17 protein-coding genes and 1 pseudogene are annotated in these 22,714 nt (G+C 65.8%); 6 read left to right on the top strand and 12 right to left on the bottom strand.

What is annotated here, in order from left to right; translation table 11 throughout:
- The 6 genes and pseudogenes from NET02_RS16550 to NET02_RS03110 all read right to left on the bottom strand — a co-directional run.
- Positions 1–87 (bottom strand): annotated as a pseudogene (locus tag NET02_RS16550) (3-oxoacyl-ACP reductase); the annotation flags it as partial.
- Between the two features lie 68 nt (positions 88–155).
- Entirely contained in the window at positions 156–791 is a 636-nt protein-coding gene (locus tag NET02_RS03130; RefSeq protein WP_284055906.1) for a metallophosphoesterase family protein, read from the bottom strand.
- Positions 788–3,046 carry an acetate--CoA ligase family protein gene (locus NET02_RS03125; protein ID WP_284055905.1) on the bottom strand — a complete coding sequence of 753 codons (2,259 nt, stop codon included), beginning with the start codon at positions 3,044–3,046 and terminating at the stop codon, positions 788–790. Before NET02_RS03125 ends, NET02_RS03130 begins: the two co-directional genes overlap by 4 nt.
- A gap of 69 nt (positions 3,047–3,115) precedes the next feature.
- Positions 3,116–3,604, bottom strand: a complete 489-nt coding sequence (locus tag NET02_RS03120) for a MaoC family dehydratase (protein ID WP_284055904.1) — start codon at positions 3,602–3,604, stop codon at positions 3,116–3,118.
- 35 nt (positions 3,605–3,639) lie between these two features.
- Entirely contained in the window at positions 3,640–4,791 is a 1,152-nt protein-coding gene (locus NET02_RS03115) for an acyl-CoA dehydrogenase family protein (protein WP_284055903.1), read from the bottom strand.
- Positions 4,791–6,038 carry an acyl-CoA dehydrogenase family protein gene (locus NET02_RS03110; protein WP_284055902.1) on the bottom strand — a complete coding sequence of 416 codons (1,248 nt, stop codon included), beginning with the start codon at positions 6,036–6,038 and terminating at the stop codon, positions 4,791–4,793. Before NET02_RS03110 ends, NET02_RS03115 begins: the two co-directional genes overlap by 1 nt.
- A gap of 513 nt (positions 6,039–6,551) precedes the next feature.
- On the opposite strand from NET02_RS03110, the gene NET02_RS03105 reads away from it, so the two are divergent.
- The 3 genes from NET02_RS03105 to NET02_RS03095 all read left to right on the top strand — a co-directional run bounded on the left by NET02_RS03105 (position 6,552) and on the right by NET02_RS03095 (position 12,144).
- Positions 6,552–8,237 carry an acyl--CoA ligase family protein gene (locus NET02_RS03105; RefSeq protein WP_284055901.1) on the top strand — a complete coding sequence of 562 codons (1,686 nt, stop codon included), beginning with the start codon at positions 6,552–6,554 and terminating at the stop codon, positions 8,235–8,237.
- 9 nt (positions 8,238–8,246) lie between these two features.
- Positions 8,247–9,044 (top strand): enoyl-CoA hydratase, encoded by a 798-nt coding sequence (locus NET02_RS03100; protein WP_284055900.1) that lies wholly within the window; start codon positions 8,247–8,249, stop codon positions 9,042–9,044.
- Between the two features lie 328 nt (positions 9,045–9,372).
- A complete protein-coding gene (locus NET02_RS03095; RefSeq protein WP_284055899.1) occupies positions 9,373–12,144 on the top strand; it encodes a bifunctional acetate--CoA ligase family protein/GNAT family N-acetyltransferase in 2,772 nt (923 codons plus the stop codon).
- 86 nt (positions 12,145–12,230) lie between these two features.
- Here NET02_RS03095 and NET02_RS03090 read toward each other — a convergent pair whose 3' ends face one another.
- Positions 12,231–15,749, bottom strand: a complete 3,519-nt coding sequence (locus NET02_RS03090; RefSeq protein ID WP_284055898.1) for a DNA polymerase III subunit alpha — start codon at positions 15,747–15,749, stop codon at positions 12,231–12,233.
- Positions 15,750–15,855: 106 nt separating this feature from the next.
- A complete protein-coding gene (locus tag NET02_RS03085) occupies positions 15,856–16,299 on the bottom strand; it encodes a helix-turn-helix domain-containing protein (protein ID WP_284055897.1) in 444 nt (147 codons plus the stop codon).
- Positions 16,300–16,588: 289 nt separating this feature from the next.
- On the opposite strand from NET02_RS03085, the gene NET02_RS03080 reads away from it, so the two are divergent.
- The 3 genes from NET02_RS03080 to NET02_RS03070 all read left to right on the top strand — a co-directional run bounded on the left by NET02_RS03080 (position 16,589) and on the right by NET02_RS03070 (position 18,521).
- Positions 16,589–17,248, top strand: a complete 660-nt coding sequence (locus tag NET02_RS03080) for a cyclodeaminase/cyclohydrolase family protein (protein ID WP_284055896.1) — start codon at positions 16,589–16,591, stop codon at positions 17,246–17,248.
- Positions 17,229–18,068 carry a bifunctional 5,10-methylenetetrahydrofolate dehydrogenase/5,10-methenyltetrahydrofolate cyclohydrolase gene (locus NET02_RS03075; protein ID WP_284055895.1) on the top strand — a complete coding sequence of 280 codons (840 nt, stop codon included), beginning with the start codon at positions 17,229–17,231 and terminating at the stop codon, positions 18,066–18,068. The genes NET02_RS03080 and NET02_RS03075 overlap by 20 nt, the downstream gene beginning before the upstream one ends.
- 159 nt (positions 18,069–18,227) lie before the next feature.
- A complete protein-coding gene (locus NET02_RS03070) occupies positions 18,228–18,521 on the top strand; it encodes a hypothetical protein (protein ID WP_284055894.1) in 294 nt (97 codons plus the stop codon).
- Positions 18,522–18,948: 427 nt separating this feature from the next.
- Here the strand turns inward: NET02_RS03070 and NET02_RS03065 are convergent, their stop codons facing one another.
- The 4 genes from NET02_RS03065 to NET02_RS03050 form a co-directional block, all read right to left on the bottom strand.
- Positions 18,949–20,091, bottom strand: a complete 1,143-nt coding sequence (locus tag NET02_RS03065) for a site-2 protease family protein (RefSeq protein WP_284055893.1) — start codon at positions 20,089–20,091, stop codon at positions 18,949–18,951.
- A gap of 61 nt (positions 20,092–20,152) precedes the next feature.
- Positions 20,153–20,440, bottom strand: a complete 288-nt coding sequence (locus NET02_RS03060; RefSeq protein ID WP_284055892.1) for a cyclic-di-AMP receptor — start codon at positions 20,438–20,440, stop codon at positions 20,153–20,155.
- Between the two features lie 97 nt (positions 20,441–20,537).
- Positions 20,538–20,963, bottom strand: a complete 426-nt coding sequence (gene ruvX, locus NET02_RS03055) for a Holliday junction resolvase RuvX (RefSeq protein ID WP_284055891.1) — start codon at positions 20,961–20,963, stop codon at positions 20,538–20,540.
- Complete coding sequence (locus NET02_RS03050; protein WP_284055890.1) at positions 20,956–22,695, bottom strand: baseplate J/gp47 family protein; 1,740 nt, start codon at positions 22,693–22,695, stop codon at positions 20,956–20,958. Before NET02_RS03050 ends, ruvX begins: the two co-directional genes overlap by 8 nt.
- Positions 22,696–22,714 lie beyond the last annotated feature (19 nt).

The raw sequence follows: 22,714 nt of genomic DNA, 5'->3' as shown, positions 1-22,714 counted from the left end.
CTCCCGGGCCAGCAGCAGCGCGATCCCCCGGCCGATCCCCCGCCCAGCCCCCGTTACCAGCGCGACTTTGCCGTCGAGCTTCCCCATGCGCTCTCTCCTCGTCTCCACCCGCTCTCTTCGTCCGGTGTCAATCGAATCGCCGACTACCAGGCCGCCTAGGCTCGCCACCCTTCCGGCACTTTGAGGGACGCGATAGGGTCGACCTCTCGGAAGACGACGACATCGGCCGGGCGGTACCAGATGGCGAACTGTCCGGCCACGACGGGGCCGGGGTTGATCAGGTAGCGCCGCCGCGGATCGAGTTCCACGCGCCCCCGCGAGAGATCGAGCGGCCCGCGGTCGTCGCGCGCCTGCCGGTAGTGGGTATGCCCGGCGAACGTGAGCCGTGGATGCCTGCTAGGGTGAGATCCGTTCAACCCCGACGCCACCCGGCCCAAGGCCTCCCCCACTCCCCAGTCCTCCCCGGTGACGTCATGGGTCAGGCACACGCCCTCGATGACGATCCGGTCGCGGAGCGCCTGGAGCAGTGTAATGGTCTGCTGTCGCAGGCCGAGATCGCGCTGACGCGCTGCCAGGGCGAGCTCTCGCTCGTGGTTGCCGTACACGCCGATAACTGGCCATCCCGCGAGCAAGAGCGCGCAGCGATCCGCCTGATCGGGTCGATCAATCAAGTCGCCGAGCAGCACGATCGTGTCCACGCCCTCTGTTCGGCAGAGTTCGAGCACGCGGCGGAGCAGCTCCTGCTCGCCGTGGACGTCCGCCAATAACGCCACTACCTGGCCCAGGCTCATCGCGCACCCTTCGCTGGGACAATCAAGCAGTCGACGACTTTCGCTCCCAGACCTCGTTCGAAGACCACCAGCGGGTTGATATCGATCTCGCTCACCTCGCCCTGAAGGTCGATGCAGAGCTGCGAGAAGCGGATCAGGATGTCGACGACGGCGTCCAAGTCGGCCGGCCCGGTGCCCCGAGCGCCGGTCTCCAATACCGGTGCGGCTCGCAGCCGCGCCAGCATAGCCCGGCAGTCACGCCTGGTGAGCGGCGGAACGCCGAGCGCCACGTCTCTGAGAAGCTCGACGAAGATTCCGCCGAGACCGACCGCGATTGCCGGCCCAAAGGCTGGATCGACCGTCATACCGACGATCAGCTCGCGGCCGCCTGCCGCCATTTCTTGCACCAGCACGCCTGCGACCTTCGCGCCGGGCGCGTGCCGTCGAGCGTTCTCCACGATACGCGCGAAGCCCTGGCGCACCGCGTCCTCGCCGGTAACGCCGAGGAGCACCCCACCAGCTTCGGTCTTGTGCGCGATGTCGGGCGACTCGACCTTGAGTACCACCGGGTAGCCGATCTCGCGCGCGGCAACCAGGGCCTCTTCCGGACTCGTGGCCAGCCGTTCGCGCGTTACCGGGATGCCGTAGAGACTGAGCACCGTCTTCGCTTCGCGCTCGACCAGCGGCCGCCCACCGGACGCGCGCACGAGTGCTCGTGCCTGCTCCGCGACTGCGCTGGGCTCGGGGTGCGGACGCGGTTCGGCCTGGCGCGCTCGCAGGAAGTCCGCATAGCGGATGAGCGCGCCGATCGCCCGCAGCCCGTTCTCTGCCCCCTGCAGGAATGGCACCCCGTCCCAGTGGGTCACCGGCTCGACCGGCGGCTGTCCCCATCGAGAGCCGTCGTGCATCTTGCCCGTCACGAGCGAAAGGACGAGGAATACCTTGTCGGGATACCGCTCGGGCATCGATTTGATCACCCGGCCGACCGGCGAATCGAGATCGATCTTGTTCGGGTAGGCCTGCCCGTACACGACCGTGTGGATGCTCGGGTCTTCCGCCATCGCCACTAGGGAGCCCTCGGTGATCTCGGGCTGCGTGGCCGCCTGGCCGGTCGTGTCGAGCGGGTTCCCCACGGTGCCGTAGGGCGGGATCACGGGCTTGAGCCTGGCGACCGTCTCTGGCGCCAACGCCGGCAGGGAGACGCCGAGATCCTGGCACAGGTCAGAGATCAGCCCGCCGGCTCCGCCCGAGACGAAGATCGTCCCGACACCGGGCCCTTTCGGCAGCCGCTTCGAGTGGAAGGCCGCCAGCGTCTCGATCATCTCGTCGAGCGTGCTGACGCGGATCAGGCCGTACTGCCGCATCACCGCGTCGATGACCTCGTCCGAGCCGACCAACGAGCCGGTATGCGCCAGCGCGGCTCGACGGCCACCTTCGGAACGACCGACTTTGAGTACCACGATCGGCTTACCGGCGTCTGCCGCCTGCTCCGCGACCTGGAGCAGCTTCTGCGGGTCGCGGAACTGCTCGATGAAGCAGCCGATGACCCGGGTCTGCTCGTCCTCCACGCAGAAGCGCATGAAGTCGGCTGCCTCCAGATCCGCCTCATTGCCCGTCGTTACCACGTAGGTAAAGCCGATTTCGCGGTCCTGCGGTGGGATGATCATGCTATAGGTGAGCAACCCGCTCTGGAAGACAAGCGAGATCGGCCCGCGCGCGACGGTCGTGTACGGCCCCGACTTGGCCACGAGCCTCGCCGGGGTACTGACCAGCCCGAGGCAATTCGGCCCAACGACTCGAATACCCGTGCGGCGGGCGAATTCCCGGATCGCGACCTGGCGCTGGCGTGCCTGCTCGTCGTCCTGCTCACCGAAGCCACTCGTGATGATATTGACTGCGGTCACACCGGCCCGCTCGGCCTGCTCCAAGACCCCGAGCACCGCATGGCTGGGGACGACGATGATTGCCTGGTCTATGCGATGAGGTATCGCGTCGAGCGTCGGGTAGCAGGCAGAGCCGAGCACCTCCTGGTACTTCGGGTTGACCCCGTACACTTCGCCCTGGAACCCGAAATTGAGAATGTTGCGGTGGATGTTGAACGCGAACCCCACCTGCGGCGTGGCGCCGACGATCGCCACCCGCTCGGGATAGAACAGGGCCCGCATCGTGCGGTGAAACGCGGCATCGAGCGCTAGCCCGGTCTCCGATTCCGCCCGTGGCCCGCTCGCCGGCACAGTCGCCGGCGTGCTACCGGGCGCCGAATGTACGGACTCCATCGCCACCTCCTCCCCTCGTGCCGCGCCTCGTTTCCGAAGGTCTGGCAGCGGTGAGCCGGGGCGTGCCTATCAGAAGTAGATGCGTCCGATCGTCTCGGCGACGCAGGCCGGCTTCTCCTCTCCCTCGACCTCGATGGTGCGCAGGTGAGTCATCTGCACGGCCCGACCGTCGACCTCCTCGACCGAGAGCAGCTTCGTCCGCATCCGGATACGCTTGCCGACCCGGACCGGAGCCGGGAAGCGAACACGGTTCAAGCCGTAGTTGACCGCCATCTTGCCGCCGAGGTCGATCTTCACCCCCCGGCTCAGGCTACCGAGGTAAGGGATTAAGGAGAGCGTCAGGAAGCCGTGGGCGATGGTACCGCCGAAGAACGTCTGCTTCGCGCGCTCGGGGTCGACGTGGATGTACTGGTGGTCGCCGGTGGCGTCAGCGAAGGCGTTCACCCGTTCTTGAGTAATTTCCACCCACTCGCTGACGCCGATCTCCTCTCCCACGAGCTGCTTCAACTCCTCGACCGTCCTGACCACGCGCTCGGCTGGCCCGTGCGGCTCGCTCACCACTGCCTCCTCTCGTTTCGCGCGCTCTGGCGACCTCACACCGACCCGGCGACGCGGCCAGCGAGTGCCTCCTGCAGCACGCGCTCGCGGTGGTACTCGGTGTCGCCGTAGAGCGGCTCGAGATGCTTGGCTCGCTTGAAGTACAGGTGGAGATCGTACTCCCAGGTGAAGCCGATCCCGCCGTGGACCTGGATCGCCTCGCCGCAGACGCGGCGCGCCGCCACGTTCACGGTCGACTTGGCGACAGAGGCTGCCAGCACCGCGTCGGGTGCGCCCGCGTCCAGCGCCCACGCCGCGTAGTACACGGCCGCGTGAGCGTTCTCCACGAGCTCGAGCATCTCAGCCAGCTTGTGCTTGATGGCCTGGAACTGCCCGATGTACTGGCCGAACTGCTTCCGCACCTTGGCGTAATCGACCGACATTTCGAGTGACTTGCGCGCCGCACCCAGCATCTCGGCGCTGGCACCGACGGCTGCTTGCCGAAGCGCTATCTCCACCGCCGGCCACCCGCCGCCCACTGAACCGACGACGTTCTCTGCCGGAACGTGCACGCCGTCGAAACGCAAGGTCGCGGTCTTCGAGGTCAGATCCATCATCACCTCGGGCTCGATCACCAACCCGGGAGCGTCGGTGGGAACCGCGACCAGCGAGATCCCCTCCGCTCCGCGCTCCCCGCCTAAGCGGGCGACCACCAAAATGACATCGACCGACTGCCCGAACGGAACGAACCGCTTCACCCCGTCGAGCCGGTAGTTCTCCCCCTCACGCGCCATCGAGAGGCTGATCCCGTCCGGGCCCCAGGAGATCCCATCCTCCAGGAAGGCAAGCGTCATCGTCAGATCGCCGTTGCAGATATCCGGGAGGTACCGCGCCTGCGCACGGCTGTCGCCGGATGCCATGATCGCGCTGCCCGCCAGGATCACGGTGGAGAAGTACGGCCCAGGGTACGGGATGCGCCCCATCTCCTCGAGCACGATCGCCTGTTCGATCATCCCGAGCGCCCCGCCGCCGTACTCCTCGGGGAAGGGCAGGACGCCGAGCTGCACCAGGCGGCGATAGAGATCGCGATCGTAGCCCCGCGGATCGTCCATCATGGCGCGCACGTGGCTCACCGGGCACTGCTCGCTCAGAAACTCCCGCATCAGCCCACGCAGCATCACCTGGTCTTCAGTGAACTCGAAGTCCATCAGTCCGCTCCGTCTCCGCTCGCCGCGCTGGCGACCTGCGCCGCGACCCGGTCGGCACGCACTTCCTTGGGTAGGCCGAGCACGCGCTCGCCGATGATGTTCTTCTGTATCTCCGACGAGCCCGCGTAGATAGTGCCGGCGCGCGACCACAAGAAGGCATACATCCAGCTTCCGGTCTCGCCATAGGCGACGCCCGGCTCGAGCGCCAGCTCGTCCGGGATGCCGCCGACCTGCTGGCCGTACGGTCCCAGGACGTCGAGGATCAGCTCCTGGACTCGCTTGTCCAGCTCCGAGTAGTGCAGCTTGGCGATCGATGACTCCGGGCCGGGACGCAGGCCGCGCTCCAGGCGACTGAGAATCCGCAACGAGGCGTAGCGCAGCACCTCCATCTCGGCATAGACCTGCCCGAGCTTCTGGCGCACGACCGGGTCTTCGATGGCTGGCCGGCCGTTCCGCTGGAGCACCCGGCAGACGTCGAGCAGCCGAGTGACCTGTTGCAGCATTCGGGCGTAGCGGCTCAAGGTGTTGCCCCCACGCTCGTAGGAGAGCGTGGTCTGCGCGATCTGCCAGCCCGCGTTGAGCTCACCGACCAGGTTCTCGCGCGGCACCCGAACATCGGTGAAGAACACCTCGCAGAACTCCTCGCTGCCGCTGATCTGCTTCAGTGTCCTCACCTCGACGCCTGGGGTATGCATGTCCACGAGAATGCAGGAGATCCCCTGGTGCTTCGGGGCATTGCGGTCGGTCCGCGCGAGCAGTAGGCCCCAATCGGCCTCATGTGCCCCGCTGTTCCAGATCTTCTGTCCATTGATCACGAACTCATCGCCGACGAGATCGGCACGACACTGTAGGCTGGCCAGATCCGAGCCGGCGTTCGGCTCCGAGTAGAGCTGGCACCAAAGTTCCTCGGCTGTCAGCAGCTTGTGGATGAATCGCCGCTTCTGCTGCTCCGTTCCGTGGTGGATCAGCGTCGGGATCACGATGGCGATCCCGAGGCCGTTCAGAGGCGGCGGTGCCTTGGCCCGCACCATCTCTTCCCCGACGATGGCCTGCTCCATCGGCCGGGCATCGCGCCCGCCGTACTCTCTAGGTAGGCCCATGCCGATAAAGCCGGCATCGTAGAGCTTGCGATGCCAGGCCTTCTTCTCCTCCATCGTGGTGAGCTTCTGCCGCGGTACGTTCTCGGCCAGCCAGGCACGGACCCGCTGCCTGAAGGCCTGATCCTGCGGCGTATAACTGAGATCCATTCCGGACTCCCTCCGTGGGCAGGGAAACCACCCGCCCGCAGCTAAGGCGAGCGGTTCGCGCGTGCAGCCCTCGCGGCGTCGCCGGCGCCGTGACGCTCGCCCTCCGGCGAGCTCTTGCGAGCGTTCTTCGATCGCCGAGCCTCGCATCGTTGCGGGATAGCTCGCACCTACGCTACCGCCCTCTCTCGCCGCTGTCAACTCCGGTCACTGCGGCTCGATCACGGTCGGCCAGTGGCGGGTTGCTACCGCAGCGTCGGCCACTAGCGCTGGTGATCGTCTTCTTCTGCATGGACAAGGGGCCGATGGCTGGAGAGCAACGGGTGGGCGCATACCGTTCCTGGCGAGGAGACTGCGTCGACCCGAAGAGGACACGAGCAACTCTCAACTATCGAGCACGGAACTGGTTGGCCGTCGCGCCCCCGCGTTGAGACAGCGCCTGTGCTATCGTTGGCGCAGACGAGAGGACAAGCGATTCTGAAGAAGAATGCCTGGCGACGAAAGGAGGAGCTGCCGATGCGCACGGCTCCAGCGCCGCTCTTCCACCAAATCTGGTCGCGCGACCAGTGGCAGGACCTACCTGTATACCGCTCGCATCTCACCCCGCTCATGTTCTTGGAACGCTCGCTCCACGTCTTCCCGGACAAGCTCGCGGTCGTCGACGGAGAGCGACGCTTCACCTATGGCCAATTTGGCGCTCGTATCTATCGTCTCGCCAGCGCGCTTCGTGGGAGAGGCATCCAGAAGGGCGACCGTGTGGCAATCCTCTGCCGGAATTCCATGGAGGTCTTGGAGGCCCATTTCGCGATCCCGCAGATCGGGGCAGTCATGGTGCCGATCAACGTCCGGCTCACCAGCGAGGAGATCCGCTACATCCTCGACCACTCCGGTGCGAGGGCGCTGCTGATCGAAGCGAGCTTGGCCTCGCTCTTCGATCCGATCCGCCACCAGCTCCCCGGGCTCGAGCTGGCGGTCCGGATCGACCTCTGGGAACGCCACAGCGAGCCGAAACCGGCTACGGACGCGCTCCCGGACATTCCGAGCTATGAGGAGTTCCTGCTCGAGGGAAGCCCCGAGCCGTTCGCGTACGCGGTCAATGATGAAGACCAGACGATCAGCATCAACTATACGAGCGGGACAACCGGCCGGCCGAAGGGCGTGATGTACACTCATCGCGGCGGTTACCTGAACGCCCTCGGCGAGATCGTCCACGCGCGGCTCACGCCCGACAGCGTCTATCTCTGGACCCTACCGATGTTTCACTGTAATGGCTGGTGCTTTCCCTGGGCTGTCATCGGGATCGGCGCGACGCACGTGTGCTTGCCCAAGGTCGACCCGGTGCGCGTCTACCAGCTCATCGAGGCCGAGAGCGTCACTCACTTCTGCGGCGCGCCGACGGTACTCATTATGCTGCTGAGTGCGAAGCCGTCATCCGGCTACCGCTTCCCGCGGCGACTCACTGTCCTGACCGCTGCCGCTCCACCGCCGCCATCGGTCATCCAGCAGATGGAGGAGATGGGGGTCGAGATCGTCCACGTCTACGGGCTGACCGAGACTTACGGCCCGCACACCGTCTGCGAGTGGCACCGGGAGTGGGATGCGCTGGAGCCGGAGCTGCGGGCCCGGATCAAGGCGCGGCAGGGCGTCGGCTACATCCACGCGCCGGAATTGCGGGTCGTGGACGATCAGATGCGCGACGTCCCGGCTGATGGCCAGACGCTGGGCGAGGTGGTGATGCGCGGCAACAACGTGATGAAGGGCTACTACCGCGATGAGGAGGCAACCGCCCGCGCCTTCGCCGGCGGCTGGTTCCACTCGGGCGACCTGGCCGTGATGCACCCGGACGGCTACATCGAACTGCGCGACCGCAAGAAGGACATTATCATCAGCGGGGGCGAGAACATCTCGACAATAGAGGTCGAGCGCGCTCTCTACCAACACCCGGCGGTGCTCGAGTGCGCGGTCATCGGAATCCCCGACGAGAAGTGGGGAGAGGTGCCGAAGGCGTTCGTCGTGCTGAAGCCCGGCGCGCAGGCGACGCCAGCCGACTTGATCGCCTTCTGCCGCGAGCGGCTGGCACACTTCAAGTGCCCCAAGGCGGTCGAGCTGGTCGATGTCCTACCGAAGACCTCTACTGGGAAGATCCAGAAGTTCGTGCTCCGTGAGCAGGAGTGGGCCGGCTACGAGAAGCGGATCCACTAGGAGGGCTCCATGACAGCTGTAGAGACGCGAGCCTATGAGAACATCCTCCTCGCAGTCGAGGACGGCATCGCCACAGTCACCATGAACCGGCCCGAGAAGCGCAACGCGCTCTCGATCCAGCATATGGAAGAGCTCACCGACTGCTTCCGGGTCATCGGCGAAAGCCGTGCTATCGCCGTTGTGATCCTGCGCGGCGAGGGCCCGGCGTTCTGCGCTGGCCACGACCTGAACGAGATGATCGGCCAGACTCCGGAGTTCTACAGGCACGCCTTCCAGGTCTGCACGACGATGATGGAGACGATCCAGAGTATCCCGCAGCCGGTGATCGCCCAGGTGCATGGCATCGCCACGGCAGCCGGCTGCCAGCTCGCGGCGAGCTGCGACCTCGTCGTAGCGGCTGAAGACGCCCGGTTTGCCACTCCCGGGGTGAAAATCGGTCTGTTCTGCTCGACGCCTATGGTGGCCGTCAGCCGCAACTTGCCGCGCAAGAAGATGCTCGAGATGCTGCTCACCGGCGAGCCGATCTCGGCCGAGGAGGCCTATCTTTTCGGCCTGGTGAACAAGGTCGTGCCGGCTGCGCGGCTCGAGGCCGAGACGCGGGCCTTGGCCGAGAAAATCCGGCAGGCGAGCCCGTACATCATCGGCATCGGCAAGCAGGCCTTCTACCGCCAACTGGAGCTGCCGCAGCACTTGGCCTATGCCTATGCCCAGGAGGTGATGACCCTGAACGCAATGGCGGCCGATGCCCAAGAGGGGATGTGCGCATTTCTCCAGAAGCGACAACCACGCTGGCAGTCGGCATCGTAGCGCGCGGGTGCAATCGGCGTCTGATGGGGCAACCCCTGTGGGATGGGTGGGCCGGATCCGCACCGAGCTCGAAGACGCAGCGCCGAGATAGCGTTCCACTCACCTCGGGCACTCGGGTCAACGAGTGTCCGAACGGAAGGGTCACCGGCCTGGCACGCACGCTCGCGAGATCCGGACCTCGCCATACGATAGGCTCACACGCCAAGGTCGATCCCGGAACGGTCGTCAAGTGGCTTCTCACCCCCTAAGGTCGACGAAATGGCAGGTGCACATGCTGGAAGAGACACCATTCAAACGTTCTCCCGATTCGCAGGAGGCGCAGTCCCAGATGATCACGCGACGAGACGCCGTTGCTGAGCAGGCGGACCAGCCAGAGACGCAGGCAGGCTTGCCCGGCCACGGCGTTAAGGTTCTCGCCCGAGAGATCGAGGTAGTCCTGAGAGACGGCGCCGCGGTGCGGCTACGTCCCCTACGCTCGGATGACGAGGACCGGCTACTGGCGTTTTACCTGGGCCTCTCCCCCGACTCGATCTTCTACCGCTTCTTCGCTACGCTCAACGAAACAGCTCTTCGGCGATGGCTGCGCTCCGTCTTCGAGACCCCCGCTGAACGCGGGATCGGGGTCGTGGCCGTCATCGGAGACCCTCCCCGGATCGTCGGCCATGCGCTGTACCAGCGGCTCACCTCTGACCGGGCAGAGGTAGCCTTCGCCGTAGCGGACGATTTCCAGGGGAGAGGACTCGGCACCCTCATGTTGGGATGGCTCGCAGAGGTAGCGAGCCGGCAGGGGATAAGGCAGTTCGAAGCGGTCGTGCTGCCCGAGAATCGGCGGATGCTCGACCTGTTCCGCGAGGCCGGCTTTCCGATCGAGGTGCACGCCGCTCCGGGCGAGCTGCGCGTAGTCTTCCCGACCGAACTGACCGAAGAGGCATTGATGCGCTTCGAGCAGCGGGAGCAGATTGCCGCGCGTGCTGCGCTGCTTCCCTTCCTCCAGCCGCGCGGCGTCGCGGTCATCGGCGCCTCGAGACAGCGTGGCACTATCGGAGGCGAGCTCTTTCACAATCTCCTGGAGTTTGGATTCTGTGGCCCTGTCTATCCGGTGAACCCCAATACCTCGGTCGTCCAGAGTGTCGTCAGCTATCCGACCATCGAGGACGTGCCCGGCCCGGTCGATCTAGCCGTGATCGCCGTGCCGGCCGAGCACGTCGTGGAGGTGGCGAGGCAGTGCGCGCAAAAGGGTGTCCGCGCGATCGTCGTCATCTCGGCCGGGTTCGCCGAGGCGGGCGAGGCAGGGCGACAGCGCCAGGAAGAGCTGCTCGGCGTCTGCCGAGCTTCCGGTATGCGTCTCATCGGCCCGAACTGCATGGGCATCGCCAATACCGACCCGTCGATACGACTCAACGCCACCTTCGGGCCTTCGCCGCCCACTCCTGGCCGCGTCGGCTTCATGACCCAGAGCGGTGCTCTCGGCCTAGCCATCATCGAGTACGCGAACCTGCTGGGAATCGGCCTGTCGACATTCGTATCGGTTGGTAACAAGGCCGATATCTCTGGCAACGACCTTTTGAATTACTGGGAAGACGACCCGGCGACCGACGTCATCCTTCTCTATCTCGAGTCGTTCGGCAACCCGCGCAAGTTCTCGCGGATCGCGCGCCGGGTCGGGCGGAAGAAGCCGATCGTCGCCGTCAAGAGCGGGCGCAGTCCCGCGGGAATGCGGGGCACGTCCTCGCACACCGGAGCGATGCTCGCCGCCTCCGACACGACGATCGACGCGCTCTTCCGCCAGGCTGGGGTCATTCGCACCGACACCCTCGAGGAGATGTTCGACGTTGCCGCACTGCTGGCGAGCCAGCCGCTCCCGCGTGGCCCGCGGGTGGGCATCGTGACGAACGGCGGTGGCCCTGGCATCCTCTGCGCCGACGCGGCAGAGGCCGAAGGGCTCCAGGTTCCGGTTCTGAGCGCCACCACGCAAGAGCGCTTGCGTGCCTTTCTGCCCCAGCAGGCCAGCGTGCAGAACCCGGTCGACCTCATCGCGTCGGCGACGGCTGAGCACTACCGGCTCGCCGTCGAGGCAGTCGCGAGCGACCCGAACATCGACGCCCTGATCGTCATCTTCGTGCCACCGCTCGCAGTCCAGGCCGAAGAGGTCGCCCGGGCCGTGCTCGACGCGGCCCGGGCGGCGCAAGACCGGAAGCCGATCCTCACCGTCTTCATGTCCGCGCGCGGAGTGCCGGAGCTTCTGCGGGCCACCGACCTGACACTGCCGTCGTACTCGTTCCCGGAGTCTGCGGCGCGGGCACTGAGCCAAGCTGTGCGATACGCTGAGTGGCGATCGATACCCCTGGAGGCCCCTTCACGACCAGCCGGCATCGACCGCGATGGCGCGCTAGCGCTGACGGCTGAAGTACTGGCTCGCGGTGGAGGATGGCTCCGCCCCGAGGAGGTGCAGCGGCTCCTGACCTGCTACGGCATCCCGCTCGTAGAACAGCGTGTGGTATCGCATGCAAATGCGGCGGGCGATGCCGCCCAGGAACTGGGCGGAGAGGTGGCCCTGAAAGCCATTGCCCCCGGCCTGGTGCACAAGACCGACGTGGGTGGGGTCACGCTCGGCCTGCGGGGACGAGAAGCAGTCATCGAGGAAGCCATTCGCATGGCTCACCGGCTAGCCGAGGCTGGGTACCAGGTGGAGGGTTACGTGGTGCAGAAATTGGCCCCACCAGGTGTCGAGGTCATCGTCGGCGCGATCGAGGATCCCAGCTTTGGCCCGGTGGTTGCCTGCGGCGCCGGAGGTGTCCTGGCCGAGCTCCTCGGCGATGTCTCGATCCGCCTGGCGCCGCTGACCGCTCGCGACGCCGCTACGATGCTCCGCGAGCTGCGCCTCTTTCCCCTGCTCGCCGGGTATCGAGGAGGCCCAGCCTCCGACGTTCCCGCCCTCGAGCAAGTTCTGCTCAGAACCAGCGCGCTGGCGACCGACCTGCCCCACGCCGTAGAGCTCGACCTGAACCCAGTGCGGGTCTATGAGCATGGGATACTGGTCCTCGATGCTCGGATACGAATGGAGCCGATCGAACCGCCGTCATTGCTCGCTCGCCGGTAGGAGAGCCAGAGAGACGGTGCCCCCAGCACGTGGACATCGTGCTGGAGGCCAACCCTGTTACGTCAACAGCCCGTTACTGGGAAGCGCTACGCCGACAGCGCAAGTTCCGGGCGCTGATCGGCATTTTGCCGTCCAGCCGGAATCTCGCACCAGAACTGACCCGAGCCCACGGCCTCCTCGAGAACGCGCGCAAGATCCGGACACCAGTCGACACGCAGCGAGGTGCGCAGCAACACCTCTCCCGCACCGGTAGGCAGGTGCAGGATCAGTCTGTCCTCCCCCGGAAATTCCGCGAGCAGATCTCGCAAGCGGTGCATGGCGGCAATATCGTCGTTGGGATCGCCCGTCACCGGTAGCCGGAGGTGAATGATTGCGGGCTCCGGCTCGTCGGCGGGCGGGGCCACCTGAGCCAGCCGAATCTGCTGCGCGATGAGCTGGACATCCTCGTTGCGCACGTCGACTCGCGCGTTCACCCGCAGCACCATGTCCTCCGCGAGCAGTTCCCGGCTCTCCTCGTACAGATCCGGGAAGATCACAAGCTCGATGCTGCCGGAGCGATCCTCGAGCTGGCACACAGCCATCACACGGTTCGAGCGAGTCGTCAGTTTGCGCAGGTGCGCGACGATCGCAATCACCTCGACCGTCTCGCCGGCCGACTCTTCGTCGATCTCAGCAATTTGCACGAGACCGTCACGGCGGATAACCCCAACATAGTCATCCAGCGGGTGCGAGCTGAGATACACGCCGAGCAGTTCTTTCTCCCATGCCAGCAAGGTGGCGTGCGGGATATCGGGCGGCTCCTTCTCAGGCCGCACGATCGCCAGCGCCGGTGATTGCCCAGCAACCGAGAACAGGTCGATCTGGCCCTTTCGGATGGCCCGCTGCCGTGCTTGCGCCGCGCTGATCGCCTGGTCCAGCACCGCGAGCAGCATCTTGCGGTCACCGAGGCAATCGAGCGCTCCGCACTTGATCAGGCTCTCGGCGACTCGCCGGTTCACCTGTGACCAGTCGATAGCTTCGCAGAAGTCCTCGAAGCTGTTGAAGCGCTGCTCCGGACGCTCATCGCGCGCCCTCAAGATCGCCTCGACCGCTCCCTCCCCCACGTTCTTCACCATTGCCAGGCCGAAGCGAATGGCCAGCGTACCGTCGGGTTGTGGTTCAACCTCGAACGTCTTGCCGCTGCGGTTGATGTCGGGCGGGAGTACCGGAATGCCGAGCTTCTGGCACTCGGCCAGTGCAGCAGCCACCCGCTTAGCCGTGCCCGCCGGATGGCTCGGCGCAAGTCGGAGCACGGCGGTCATGTACTCTGCCGGGTAGTTCGCTTTGAGATAGGCTGTCTGGTACGAGATCGTTGCGTAGCAGACTGCGTGGGCCTTGTTGAACGCGTAGCCGGCGAACGGTTCGATCAGGTTGAAGATCCGCTCGGCGTCCTCGGCGTTGTATCCCTTGGCGACCGCGCCCGCGATAAAGCGCTCGCGCTCCGCCTTCATCTTCTCGGGAATCTTCTTGCCCATCGCCTTGCGCATGATATCGGCTTCGCCCAGCGTGTAACCGGCGAACTTGCGGGCGATGAGCAACACTTGATCCTGGTACACGATAACACCGTAGGTCTCGTCCAGGATCTCGGCCAGGTCGGGATGCGGATAGCTTATCGGCTCCAGCCCGTGCTTCGCACGGCAGTACGTCGGGATGTGCTGCATCGGGCCCGGGCGGTAGAGCGCTACCATCGCGGCGAGCTCCGCGATCGACGTCGGTTGCAGCTCGCGGATGTAGCGCCGCATGCCGGCGCTCTCGAGCTGGAACACCCCGAAGGTCTCCCCCTGACCCAGCATCCGATAGGTCTTCTCGTCGCCGTCGGGGAACTGCTTGGGATCCAGCTCGACGCCGTGAAGTTTCTTGATGATTTCGACCGCCTCACCGAGGATCGTCAGGTTCGCCAGGCCGAGGAAGTCCATCTTGAGCAGCCCGATCTCGGCGACCGTCTCCATCGGAAACTGGGTCGTCGGCAGGGCGCCCTCCTCGGCTCGCGCCGGGCGCTGCAGCGGCAAGTGCTCGACCAGCGGCGTGGCGGCGATGACCACGCCAGCCGCGTGGGTACCGGCATGGCGGGCAATGCCCTCCAGCCTCCGCGCGTTGTCGATCAGCTCGCGCGATCGCGGATCGGTCTCGTAGAGCTGGCGCAACTCCGGACTCTCCGCCAGCGCGCGGTCCAGCGTCATATTCAGCGTCGACGGGATCAACCGGGCGATGCGATCCACATCCGAGTAGGCCCAGCCCATCGCTCGACCCACATCCCGGATGGCCGCCTTGGCGCCCATCGTCCCGAAGGTGATGATCTGCGCTACGCGTTCCGTCCCGTATTTCCGCGCCACATAGTCGATGACCTCGGCACGCCGGTTATCCGCGAAGTCCATGTCGATATCCGGCATCTCTCGTCGCTCGAGGTTGAGGAATCGCTCGAAGACCAGCCGGTTAGCGAGCGGATCGATATCGGTGATGCCCAGCGCGTAGAGGACAATACTGGCAGCCGCGCTACCACGCACGCCGAATGGAATCCGTTCTCGGCGGGCAAAGTCGGCGAAGTCCCGCACGATCAACATGTAGCTAGAGAAACCGGTCTGCTTGATAACATCCAGTTCGTACTCCAGCCGCTGCCGGACCTCCTCGGTGATCTCGGGATACCGCTGGTGAATGCCCTCCCAGCAGAGTTGAGCCAGATACTCGTCCGCGGTCATCCCTTCCGGCACGCCTGGATCCGGCAGGTGCAGCCGGCCGAACTCCAGCTCGACCTGGCAGCGCTCGGCCAGGCGCACGGTATTCTCCAGCGCCTCCGGCACGCCCTCGAAGACGCGCCACATCTCCTCGGCGCTCTTGAAGTAGAGCTGATCCGACTGCATCCGCATGCGCTTCGGATCGTGGATCGTGGTGTTCGTCTGGATACAGACCAAGAGATCCTGCACGGCCGCGTCGGCCTGGTCGAGGTAGTGGACATCGTTGGTCGCGACGAGTGGCAGACCCAGCTCCCGTGCCAGACGGATCAGCTTCCGGTTGACTTGCTGCTGCTCGGGCAGACCGTGGTCCTGTAGCTCGATAAAGAAGCGATCAGGACCGAAGATCTCTCGCAGCTTCAATGCAAAGCGCCGCGCCTCCTCCTCGCTGCCGTTCAGGAGATTGGCCGCGACCGGTCCCTTGAGACAGGCCGAGGTGGCGATAATCCCTTCTGCGTGCTCGGCCAGGAGGTCGAGATCGATGCGAGGTTTGTAATAGAAGCCGTCCAGGCTCGCCTTGCTCGAGAGCTTGAGCAGGTTGCGGTAGCCGCGCTCGTTCTCGGCCAGGAGCAGCAGATGGTACGAAGACTTGTCGCGATCTTCGATCGTCCGCGGAGCGAGATACGCCTCCACGCCCAGGATCGGGTGGAGTTCGGCGGCCTTGGCCGCCTTATACCAATCGATGACGCCGTACATCACCCCATGATCGGTGATGGCGACGTGCTCCATGCCGAGCTGCTTTGCCCGCGCGATATACTCGGGCACCCTACCCAGACCATCGAGCAAGGAGAACTCGGTATGCAGGTGGAGGTGCGCAAACGGGCGAGATCGACCCATGTCAACCCCAGCCTTTACCCTATTCCTCAGCGTCCGGTGGTTGGTCGGACGCCGCGTTCTCTTGACCCGAAGCGCTCTCCGAGCCTCGCAACTCTAATGGTACCAGTCAATCTGCCCCCGCGAACTCGCTCGTGAGCGTCCGCCGACCAGTCCAGGCGGATCGACGGACCTGGCGCACGAGCAGTTCGAGCATCTGCTGGAAATCCTGGCGGACCGCTTCTGGCACGTCTTCGCTCTGAAGAAGCTGCACCACATCGGTGAGCACCGGCACATCGCCGAACAGGTGCTCTGCTCGCTGCGGCAGAAAGCCGGCTGCAGCCAGAAGGTTGTCGCGTTCGGCCGGGCCGAGCCCTAGGGCCGAAGCCAGGCGGAGCACTGCCTCCCGGGTCGGCGCCCGGCGTCCGCTCTCCAGCCGGCTGACGTAGCTGTGATCGAAGCCGGAGAGCTGCGCGAGCCGGCTCTGCGATACCCGCGCCGACTCCCGGTAGCGTCGCAGCAGCTCGGCGAAAGCAGTCACGCGCGGCTGCCCGTCGAGGCCTCGCTCGTCCATCTCCTGGACCCTCCTTTGCTATCAGCGAATACCCTGCCTCGCTGTCACCTCCATACTAGCAAGCCCGTGCCCCCGTGTCAATACCTTTCCCAGTTGTCCACAGAGTATTGCCTAGCAGGCACGAGAGGGAATCGAATTACTGGCTGCGACAAGAATATGCCAGTAATAGGACAGCACATCGCGCGAAGCGCACCGCGGACCAGTGCGGTGCTATACTCCCGCGGTGGCGCGGCCCAGTACGCAAGGGCCGCCGTGACGTCGAGCCGGATCGTGAACGGTAGGCTGGACGATGGAGACGGCCTCGCAGTGGACGCTCACGACGTTCATCGAGCGGCTCGCCGATCCGCGCGATCCCTCGGGCGGCGGCGTGCTCGCCGCGGTGACGCTGGCCGGCGCCAGCTCGACTGCGCGCATGGTTGCCGCGGTGGAGAAGAAGCGGAGCGCGAGAGACTCCGTCCGTACCCATACCTTCGCTGCGGCGGAGACCGCGCTCGCGCAGCTTTCCACCCGGTTCCTGCAGCAGTCCGAGGACGACCGCGCCGTCCTCGCCCGGCTCCTAGCGGCGATGCGCGCCGCGCGGAAGAAAACGTCCCGTGCGAGTGAGGAGGAGGTGAGCCTGGCCGCTCTGGCTGCCGCCGAGTGCCCGCTGACCACGGCCAGGCTGGGCCTCGATCTCCTCCGCCAGCTCGCGTCCATCGCGCCGCTGTGCTCCCCCTTCGTCGCCAGCGATCTCGCCGCCTCCGGTCAGCTTGCTCATGCCGCCATCGCCGCCGCTCTGTTCATGGCCGAGGCCAACTTGCCGCTGCTGGATCCAAAATCCCGCGACCGCATCGCCGCGCAGATCCAGTCGACCCGAGAGGAAGCCGTCGTCCTGGCCGATGAGCTGTCCCGCGCGCTGCCGTTCGCCCACGCGCAACAGGGAGAGAGCGATGCCCGCCCGCCTGCTTGAAGGTCACCCGGTCGCAGAGGAGATATTGCGTGATGTACGTGAACAAATCCGTACAAGCGCCACGCAAACCCCGTTGACCGTGGCCGTGTTACTGGGAGACGACGCGGCGGCGCGCTCCTATGCCCGGGCGATACGAAAGACAATGGCGCCGCTGGGCATCGAGGTTCGCACCGTTCCGCTTGATGATTCCATGCACGAGGAGCGATTCAGAGAAATCGTCACGCAATTGAACCGGCAAGCAGACATCACTGGTATCCTAGCCCTGCAGCCGCTCCCGCCCGGCCTCCCCCGCTCGCTCCCGGCGCTGTCAATCGCTCCAGAGAAGGATGTCGACGGGATTACCCCTGTCAATGCGGGGCGCCTCCTTCTCGGACTCCCGGCCATCGCACCGAGCACCCCGGCCGGCGCCATGGAGCTACTGCGCTACTACGGGATTCCCGTAAGCGGCCGGCGCGCCGTCATCGTCGGCCGGAGCCCGGTCGTCGGACGCCCACTCGTGTCGCTCCTGCTCGCCGCGGACGCCACCGTCACGGTCTGCCACCGCAAGACCAGTGACCTCGCGGATGTCACCCGGACGGCTGAGCTGCTCTTCGTGGCCGCGGGCTCACCGGCACTGATCAAGCCGGACATGGTTCGACCCGGGACGGTGGTCATCGACTTCGGGGTGAATGCCGTCGGAGAACACCTCGTCGGTGACGTCGATCCAGCCGTGGCGGAAGTCGCGAGCGCGATCACACCGGTGCCGGGTGGCACCGGCCCGGTAACGAATGCCATCCTCGCTCGCAACTTGCTCACTCTCGCGAAGCTGCAACGGTCCTGAGCCTCGCGGCCCCGCTGATTTCGTGCAGGCTAGGCCCGAACAGGTAACCGCTGGCCGCCCCTCGCCAGGCCCGTCGCTGCGATCCCGCGGCGAGGCATACTCGACAGGGCGACTCGATCGCGGTTGCCTCAGGATGGCAGGATGCAGGGGAGCCCCTGGATGTCGGACGAAGTGCTGCGCGCATTCCTCCTCTGGCTACCGGCCGGCACGCTCGTCCCATTTCTGCTCTGCTGGCGCACCGGATCTTCAGCGCGCCTGGCCGTGATCGAGGCAACCATCTTCGCGCTGGGTGGACTGCTCATCTACCCGACTCTGCTCGGCCTGATCAGCGCTCGCTTCTTCGATCGCCCCAACCCCGAGGTGCTCTTCGTCTTCGGCTTCCTGCTGGCTACTCTGACGCTCCTCGGCTTTCGCCGGCGGATGCGCCAGCTCCAGCGTGGTCGTTACTCCTAGCGCCCCTGGTCTCGCCACGATGGGAACCGCCGATTCGCCACCCCGCGCCAGGAGTTAGGGAACATCAGCCCGGCCTGGTATCACGCTGGGCCGACACAGACCCCACCCGAGCGCGGGCACCCCCTGCTGGCGAACCGGCTAGCGTGACTACGCTGCTATCCAGGTACGCCACCTGCTTGACATGGCCAGGGAACGGGTTGCTGTCCGACCGTCCCGTAACGCGCACAGCCCCCCCAACGAGGGCTGCCGAACGAGATCCGGCCCTTCAGACCGAACAGGACGGCATGACGTGGTCCGGCGATTTTGCACCACAAACTGCCTTCTGCCCGACCCCGAGGCAAGGCGCACCATCGGCACCCTGCCAGCCGGATGCCGGGACGGACAGCCGGCGTGTCGGGTCGCATTGCGGTTCAACACCACAACTGGGCTAGCCTGACTTGTCTGCCACTGCCGTCGAGTGCGCGCTCTGCTGGAGCCTCAGTAATCTACTCAGCGAGCCCAGAGCGAGCGCACCGATCACCCTCTGCCCCTCGGTCACGACGATGGCTGGGGCACCGGAGTCCAAAAGCGCCTCGAAAGCGCAGACGGCCGGCTCCTGCCCGCCAACCTGTGGCAGTCGCTCGATAGGAACCATGGCGCGACGCGCGGGTTCATCGACCCGGCGGCGGAGTGCAGGCGCGAGCTGGTCAGCCGCAAGGACCCCGATCACGGCGTCGCCGTCGAGCACGAGTGCCAGCGGTGCCCGATCTGCCGCCAGCAGCGTGTCAGCGATCTCACCGATCGATTGATCCGCCTGTACTCGTGCTTGGACGCCGATCAGTGATGCCGCCGGCCTCGTCCTGCCTACCGTGGCCGCCGTCAGCCGAAGATGCTCCCAGCGGAGCGATCTGCCGAGCGACCAGCCGAGCCAGCCCAGCCAGAGGCCGGCCACTGCCGTGGCCGGATGCGCCTGCAGCAGCATCAGGGCCAGACCGAGCAGAAAGAGCGCCATGAGCCGCCCGAATGCCAGGGCCACTTTCCAGGCTGCCGAGGAGCTACCGTGCAGGTAGAACAGGAGCGAAGTGAGGATTCGCCCGCCGTCCAGCGGGTGCCCTGGCAGTAGATTGACGAGGCCGAGGATGAGCGACGCAGCGGCCAGGCCGAGCAAAGCAAAGCCAGGCAAGAACGAGCCAGCTCTGGCCCACGACCAGAGGATCGCCGCCAGCCCACCGAACAGGATGCTCGCCGCCGGCCCACCGAGCGCGAGTGTTGCCTCCCGGACCGGCGAGACTGGCAAGCGATATCCGTCTGGAATATCCCCGAAGATCCAGAGAGCGCTGCGGAACGCACCGTCACCGGCCAGGCGCGCGGCCGCGACGTGACCGGTCACATGGACAGCCAGCGCGACTGCCCAGGAAGCAGCCAGCCAGCAAGCACCAAGCCACCACGGCGACACCAGGGGTTGTCCCTGGAATTCCTGACCGAGCGCGGAAATCAGAACCGCCACAGCGGCGCTGACAACCAAGTGCAACAGTGGAATCCGGAGGCGGATCCACCCGAGCCGCACCTGAAGCGTCAGTAAGGAGTTCATGGTCGGAGAGCTCCATCGGGTCAGGTGCGACCCATCTGAGCGCTGGAGAGAGTGGAGACGTCTACAGGCGCTGGTAATCTTCCAGGTTCAGCACGAAGACGGTCGCTGCGGCCGGCTGGACTTCCCCGGTGGGCCCCTGCTGCCGCGTGCGCGTCACTGCGTGCTCGCGTATGAGATCTAACACGGTATCGACTTGCGCGTCATCGACGCCGATCAATAACGTCGTGTTGCCGCGTCTCAGGAAGCCTCCGGTACTCGCCAGCCGCGTCGCCCGGAAGTCGTGCTCCAACAGGGCATCGACTACCGCATCCGCATCGTCGTTCTGAACCACTGCGATAACCAGCTTCATCCCCGTCTCCCCGGTGTCGCCGGCAGTATAACCGCCAGGAATACTGCCGTCAACGTTCATTCGTTCGCGGCAGGACCGCTACTGCCCCGGCGTCGGGTCACTTCCGCTGGGAATCGAGGAAGCTCTGCAGCATCACGGCCGCGGCGACCGCGTCCACGAGCTCTTTCCGTCGCGCTCGACGCTTACCAGATTCGATGAGCGCTCGCTCCGCTATCGCCGTCGTCAGCCGCTCGTCCCAAAAGATGATCGGCCGGTCGAGACGAGGGCGGAGTTGCTCCGCGAACTCGCGCACCTCGGCTGCCTGCTGCCCTTCCTGGCCAGAGAGACCCGTCGGCAACCCGATGACGATCGCCTGCGGATCGTACTGCTCGACGAGCGCGAGCAATCGCTCCAGACCGCGTTGCGTACGATCGAGCGACTCGATGGGGCTGGCGATCATCCCAAGTTCATCGCTCACCGCCACACCGATCCGTCGTCCCCCGACGTCGAGTCCGAGATAGCGACGGTGCGGCTGCTTACTCACTCTGGACGACCACCTGAATCTGCGACGCGAACTCCGGCATGCGCCGAGGCACCCAGTCGGGCTGCAGCGCGATGTGCGCATCAGCGACGCCATCGATCCGGCGCAGCGCCGCCTCAGCCTCCGCGAGTGACTTGCCGACGACCGCCTCTTGCGCAGCCGCGAGCTGCTCCTCGGTGAGCACTATCCGAGCCTGGCCCGCCGCCGCGATCCGCCAGGCGGTTCCGCTCGAGCCGATCGCCTCCGGTTCCGTGAACTCGAGCGTGTTCCCGAGCAATACCACCTGCGGTCCGGCAAGCCTCGCCAACCGGCGACCGGCCTCGTCCTGCGCCTCCTGGTGAATCGCATCGGGATTGTACGCACGCGCCCGTACCGTAAGCGATGCGCGGACGGTGACCTGATCCGCAGCGTCTCCCACCTGATGGCTGAACTGGTAGTTCGGCTCTCCGACCTCGATACTGCCCTCCAGCAGTCGCTCGCCCGGCTCGAGTGCCTCTTGCACCGTCTGGTCGACCTTCCCCTGCAGTTCCGTCTTGGCCTGCTCGCGCAGCGCGTTGAGGTCGCCCTCCGCGACCAGGGGGATTCGCTTGAGCGTTCCCCCGCTGATCGGTTGCTGGTTGTTGTAGAACACGCCATTGTCGAGCTGGCCCGTGACCACACCCGGGTCAGCATTGCCGTCTGGCCCTGCGATGGCGGCTTGAATACCGACGGTAGCCGAGCCGAAGGAGAGAGATCCGAAGGGGTCAGCCGCCGGCACCGTCACCTCGCTGAGGGTCGTGTAGCTAACTCCGTTGCTCCCGGTGAGCGTTGTGCCACCGGGGATCGTGACCGAACGCGGAAATGGGTTGACCAGGACTACCTGACCACTCGCGGTACCATCTGGCTCGAACCGCTCACCGGTCGTCGGCTTCGAGAGCTCGACGCTGATAGTGCGCTCGATCGGTCGCGCGGGGATGGCGAGATCCAGGGTCTGGCCTGACGAGTCCAGACCGTACGTCAGCTCCACCTGTAGCGGCATCGTCTCCGGCACGAGCGTGACCGTCGCACGCGGCGCGAGTAGCAGCACCAGCGTCGCAGCAGTCGCAGCGGCGAAGAGGAGCAGGCAGGTCACGAGCAGCACACGCAGCAGCAACGAGCGCTCGCTCCGAGCTCGCTCACCCGGACGCAAGCGTGCGGCTCGGGCGGTGGCGATCGCTTCCTCCAGCGTGCCGCTGAACCAACTCTCCCGCCGCTGGCCCCTCTCCACCCCATCCGCTGTGCCGGTCGGCACATCTTCGCGGACGAGGACGATGGTGCCGGTTGGAGATCGCCGGCTCGGCCCGCGGACAACGGGTCGCTGGGCGCGCGGGCTCGGAGCGTACGACGCAAGATCAGCAGTCACTTGATCTCCGGACGACGGCGCCCCGGGGCGGGGTGAGCTTTCCGGCTTCACCGGGCGTCTGCGATACGAGCCGTCGTCAAAGCCGTCCGAGCGCTTCATCACCGGCACGCCGAGCATTCGGGCCATGTTTTGCCGAAAGTGGTCATCGGGGTCGAGCTCGAGGCTAAAATCTGCCTCGGCCTCGTTCAGCGCCGCGCGAATACGACGGTACTCGCTTGCCGTCAGGAGAACCGTGCTCTCCCGCGGCACCTCGACGACCAGCGTGGCGCTCTTCCCGGAGGCGAGCCGCCCGAGCAGCTTGTCTACGTCACGCTCATCTCTTAACGTGAGCCGCCCGATGCTGCCCGTTGTCATGCTCCACCCCCGGCATCCT

This window comes from Thermalbibacter longus (assembly GCF_023806485.1).
Taxonomy (GTDB): Bacteria; Chloroflexota; Chloroflexia; order Thermomicrobiales; family Thermomicrobiaceae; genus Thermalbibacter; species Thermalbibacter longus.
Note: the sequence above shows the minus strand (reverse complement) of the source record. Positions and strands in the feature narration are given on the sequence as shown.

Bases quoted from the DNA above. Each gene is read 5' to 3' on its own strand.
- NET02_RS03065 (WP_284055893.1), bottom strand. From the start codon at position 20,091: ATGAACTCCTTACTGACGCTTCAGGTGCGGCTCGGGTGGATCCGCCTC.
- NET02_RS03050 (WP_284055890.1), bottom strand. From the start codon at position 22,695: ATGACAACGGGCAGCATCGGGCGGCTCACGTTAAGAGATGAGCGTGAC.
- NET02_RS03090 (WP_284055898.1), bottom strand. From the start codon at position 15,749: ATGGGTCGATCTCGCCCGTTTGCGCACCTCCACCTGCATACCGAGTTC.
- NET02_RS03100 (WP_284055900.1), top strand. From the start codon at position 8,247: ATGACAGCTGTAGAGACGCGAGCCTATGAGAACATCCTCCTCGCAGTC.
- NET02_RS03085 (WP_284055897.1), bottom strand. From the start codon at position 16,299: ATGGACGAGCGAGGCCTCGACGGGCAGCCGCGCGTGACTGCTTTCGCC.
- NET02_RS03105 (WP_284055901.1), top strand. From the start codon at position 6,552: ATGCGCACGGCTCCAGCGCCGCTCTTCCACCAAATCTGGTCGCGCGAC.
- NET02_RS03115 (WP_284055903.1), bottom strand. From the start codon at position 4,791: ATGGACTTCGAGTTCACTGAAGACCAGGTGATGCTGCGTGGGCTGATG.
- NET02_RS03095 (WP_284055899.1), top strand. From the start codon at position 9,373: ATGATCACGCGACGAGACGCCGTTGCTGAGCAGGCGGACCAGCCAGAG.
- NET02_RS03060 (WP_284055892.1), bottom strand. From the start codon at position 20,440: ATGAAGCTGGTTATCGCAGTGGTTCAGAACGACGATGCGGATGCGGTA.
- NET02_RS03080 (WP_284055896.1), top strand. From the start codon at position 16,589: ATGGAGACGGCCTCGCAGTGGACGCTCACGACGTTCATCGAGCGGCTC.
- NET02_RS03110 (WP_284055902.1), bottom strand. From the start codon at position 6,038: ATGGATCTCAGTTATACGCCGCAGGATCAGGCCTTCAGGCAGCGGGTC.
- NET02_RS03130 (WP_284055906.1), bottom strand. From the start codon at position 791: ATGAGCCTGGGCCAGGTAGTGGCGTTATTGGCGGACGTCCACGGCGAG.
- NET02_RS03075 (WP_284055895.1), top strand. From the start codon at position 17,229: ATGCCCGCCCGCCTGCTTGAAGGTCACCCGGTCGCAGAGGAGATATTG.
- NET02_RS03070 (WP_284055894.1), top strand. From the start codon at position 18,228: ATGTCGGACGAAGTGCTGCGCGCATTCCTCCTCTGGCTACCGGCCGGC.
- NET02_RS03125 (WP_284055905.1), bottom strand. From the start codon at position 3,046: ATGGAGTCCGTACATTCGGCGCCCGGTAGCACGCCGGCGACTGTGCCG.